The following is a 3,848-nucleotide window of genomic DNA, read 5'->3' as shown; positions in this document are numbered from 1 at the left end:
ATCTTAATATCTAAAAAGTAATTTATTTATAATGCTTTCGCGCTAAAGACATAGCATCCTTTTTCTACCATTTTTTTTGCCGTCAGGGAAAGACGGAATATTTTCTCACCCCAAACATTAGATAATCTGGGATCTGTAAGCAAAATTGTCTCTAAAGACGGTGTAAACAAAGACTTATCATAATGGAGCTCTACAATTTGTCCCTCTACCGAAATTTTCACTTTCCCTGCCGTATTCAAATCAATATCTCCCCATAATAAAAAATTTACCTGATTTTCATTTTTCAATTTCTTTAAAATAAAATCATCAGAAATATCCAGACTACTGTCCCGAAGACGATATGTTCTTATCCACTTTTCGACCTCTGCATTATCGGGATAAGCAGTAGCAATATTCATAGACAATTGCTTTTTCTTCTTGTCCAGCACGACATCCGTCGCTTTATATTCAGACCCGAATTTTTGAGGTACTCCGTTGATCATCGGTAAATTATGATAATTGCTTTGCATCGTCCATATCGTATAACGTTCTTTCCCGAAAGTTTGCCGTGTATAAGTACCGACTCCGGCATCTATAATAACCGGAACTGCGTTATAGTATAAAGAAAATGTTCCGACATCATTATGATTATGACTTTCGTTATTATATCCGCCTTTAACAGCTAAGAAAAAACCTTTTTTATTTTTCAAATAACAGAATTGTGTTTCCGGATACCATGTTACCTCCGGAGTCTGGTGTACCGGAGTCGTTTTTTGCATATCTTCGCTATAAAGCAGACATTGCAATGTACGGAATATATCTCTTCCCGACGTTATGACGATTCCACCTTTTTTACGCGACAGCCAAGCTGCATACTTTTGCATTTCATCACTGCCGATTGCTTTTCCATAGCGAAAAATCAAACCGGCATCTCCGCCACCCTTTGCAGAAGCATCGGCAAAATTAACGACCCAGCCGTCACCGACATAAGTCCGAGAAATATATTCCCCCATATTACGGATTAAAGGGTTCGTGTACAAAGACAATTTTCCTCCCGTAGCGTCATACAACAATTGCAGATAATCATACATTTTTCCAGCAGCATGCCCCCAATAGGATGGTCCTTCTTCACACGCTCCGTCAGAATGGACATAATTTATAAATTTATCTACCGAAACCATTGTCCTATATACGGCATCGGCCAATTTGTTTTTATCATTCTCCAATAACAAAAAGCATTGTAATACATTTGCATTACACCAAGGATTCCAATTATTTACCAACTGCCCCTTGTAATCAAACGCCATCCACCAGAAACGATCTTCCTGTATATAAGTATCTATAATTCGTTCTTTTATCTCCTTATAAAGACGTTTTGATATTATAGGATCTACTTTATCGAACTCTTCATGAAAAAAATAATATACCCATGACAAAAGAGCTCCCATATCTCCAGAGACCAAATCGATTATATGTTCCGTATAATCGGGTAAAGACCGTTTAGAGTGCTGAGCAGGAAGATGGGCGGAAAGAGCCCAAGATGTCATTTCACACGAATATACTATACCATTGATCAGCTGATCGATAAAACGGCCTTTTCCTTCAGCCAATTCAGCAATTGCCAGATCTGCAATCGCATTATTATTACTGCTATTAGGATTTTCCATAATTTTACGATTACCTGTACGTTCATATTCCAAATAATCGGTAGCTTTTATGACTTTCCATTCATAATTCAGTTGCTTTTCTCCTCGTCTGATCAGCATCTGTTTATGTTCTTTCGTTAAAGCATCCCAACCTTCACGATCGGTATATTTTGGATAAGGCACCCACTTTTGATTGGGAACAAGAATTTCTTTAAGCCGTATTACATCGGCCTGTTTTTCTAAAAGGTTTCTCTCTTCATATCCATATCCGGAATAAGAAAGAATTAAAAAAAGCATAAGGCATGAAAACTGTTTCATAGTTAATCGAAGGTTAAAAATTCGGTTGATACAAATATAAACAAATCAATAAGAGCCTGCCTATATTTTCCCGATAAAAAAATATTATTTTTCTTGAATTTTTACAGGTAAATCATTAAATGTCAAATCTTTTAAAAGCACTTTACCTGCTGTATCATACATCTGTTCACGTGCCTTCAACAAAGCAACCCAATGCTTGTTATAAAGAGTGTCTCTATTAATTTTAAACTGCTCAGAACCCAGCTCATCTATACGCATTAATAATGTTCCTACCGTCATTCCGGAAATATCGGATGCCGGCTGATATGCCAGCAAACGTTCATCATCAGTTGTCGTTTCCCTGACAATCCCTATCTCAATAAGTAAATATAGAACCTGACTGGTAAGCTTAATCGGAATCTGATAAGCTTTACTTATCTGCTGCATTGTCAGAGGTGTCTCTCCGTTTTCAAAACGTTTTACGATCACCGATGCGATCAGCAATACGACAAAATCTTTATATCGACGACTTATATTCTTTGTATCCTGTTCAAAATCATAACTTTCTATATTTTGAGCTGAAAACGAAAGAACCGCACCGAAAAGACAAATCAGCCATGAAAGTTGCATCCATAATAAAAACAACGGTAAAAATGCAAAACTTCCGTAAATAGCATTATACTTCGACACCCATATTTGCCCACTGATATACAAAAACTGGAAAATCTGAAAAGCCGTACCGCAAATAATACCAGCAATAAAAGCGTTCCAGAATTTAACTTTTGTATTGGGCACTAAAACATATATTCCTGTAAACAATAAACAGGTCAAGAAATAGGGACTAAACGAAATTAGATTTCTTACCAAAGGACTTATAAAATATAAATACGCATTGCTGTCAATACCCGTAGATATAAACAAAGATATACCACTGGAAGCTATCATCAAGACCGGAAGTAAAACAAACATCGAAGTATAATCGGTAATTTTACGATAAAAAGAACGATTTTTCTTTACCTGCCATATATCATTCAACGTACTTTCTACAGTACCCATCAGGCTTATTACCGTCCAAAGTAAAAAGATAATACCGATTCCGACAAATACTCCGCTTTTAGCCTGCGTCAAATAGGCATCGACGAATGAAAGAGCATGTGCAAGCGCTTCCTTTTGAGCTGGAAAATAATCGAACAATTGACTTTGCACAATATTTTGAAAACCAAAACCTTTAGCTATGGCAAACATTAAGGCTAAAGCCGGAACGACAGCTAATAATGTGCTATAGGTAAGTGCCGATGCTTTTGACTGAAGGTCATCTTCTCGAAACCGACGTACTGAAATAAATATAGTCTTTGCCAGATTGATCAACCTACGACGCAACCCCGAAACATCATTCCCGGTAATACGCCACATATCTTCAAATATAAATTTCGATGCGGTGCGAAAGAATGTTACAATCCGGAGTACTATATTATTTTTCGCCATATTTACAACAATCATTGAATAAAAAATACAGCAGAACGATAAGCCGGGTTCTGTACCTTAAAAAAGGCGTCTGTCATTTATCTTATCTTTATGTCGCCATAAAGCTTTAGCGGTTTACCCCCCGACATTGGACGAGCAGCCCTACTGCGTCGGTATACATAACCTTACAACCCATAAGACGTACGGCTTTTCGTGTCACCACGAAAACCGGTGAGCTCTTGCCTCACCTTTTCACCCTTGCTGCAAGCAGCGGTTATTTTCTGTTACGTTACTCTACTCTCACGAATAGCTTCCCGTTAGGAAATATGGTGCTCTATGTTGCCCGGACTTTCCTCACATGTTTCCATGAGCGACAGACTGTCCTGCTGTATATACTTGCAAAGATAATCGATTACCGGCGGTTATCCAAACTGCTGCTCGACAAAAAGAACAATCCTGTGC

2 protein-coding genes and 1 other RNA gene are annotated in these 3,848 nt (G+C 37.7%); all 3 read right to left on the bottom strand.

Translation table 11 applies throughout. From position 1 onward, the window contains the following. Window positions 1-26: 26 nt before the first annotated feature. The 3 genes from AC1WHX_RS11050 to rnpB all read right to left on the bottom strand — a co-directional run bounded on the left by AC1WHX_RS11050 (window position 27) and on the right by rnpB (window position 3,776). Window positions 27-1,943 (bottom strand): heparinase II/III domain-containing protein, encoded by a 1,917-nt coding sequence (locus AC1WHX_RS11050; RefSeq protein ID WP_481229352.1) that lies wholly within the window; start codon window positions 1,941-1,943, stop codon window positions 27-29. An 84-nt stretch (window positions 1,944-2,027) separates the two neighbouring features. Beyond that, window positions 2,028-3,407 (bottom strand): YihY/virulence factor BrkB family protein, encoded by a 1,380-nt coding sequence (locus AC1WHX_RS11045; RefSeq protein ID WP_022389704.1) that lies wholly within the window; start codon window positions 3,405-3,407, stop codon window positions 2,028-2,030. Window positions 3,408-3,430: 23 nt separating this feature from the next. Beyond that, an RNA gene (gene rnpB / locus AC1WHX_RS11040) (RNase P RNA component class A) lies at window positions 3,431-3,776 on the bottom strand. Window positions 3,777-3,848 lie beyond the last annotated feature (72 nt).

It is taken from the genome of Coprobacter sp., from assembly GCF_982436375.1.
This window is presented reverse-complemented; position numbering and strand designations above follow the sequence as displayed.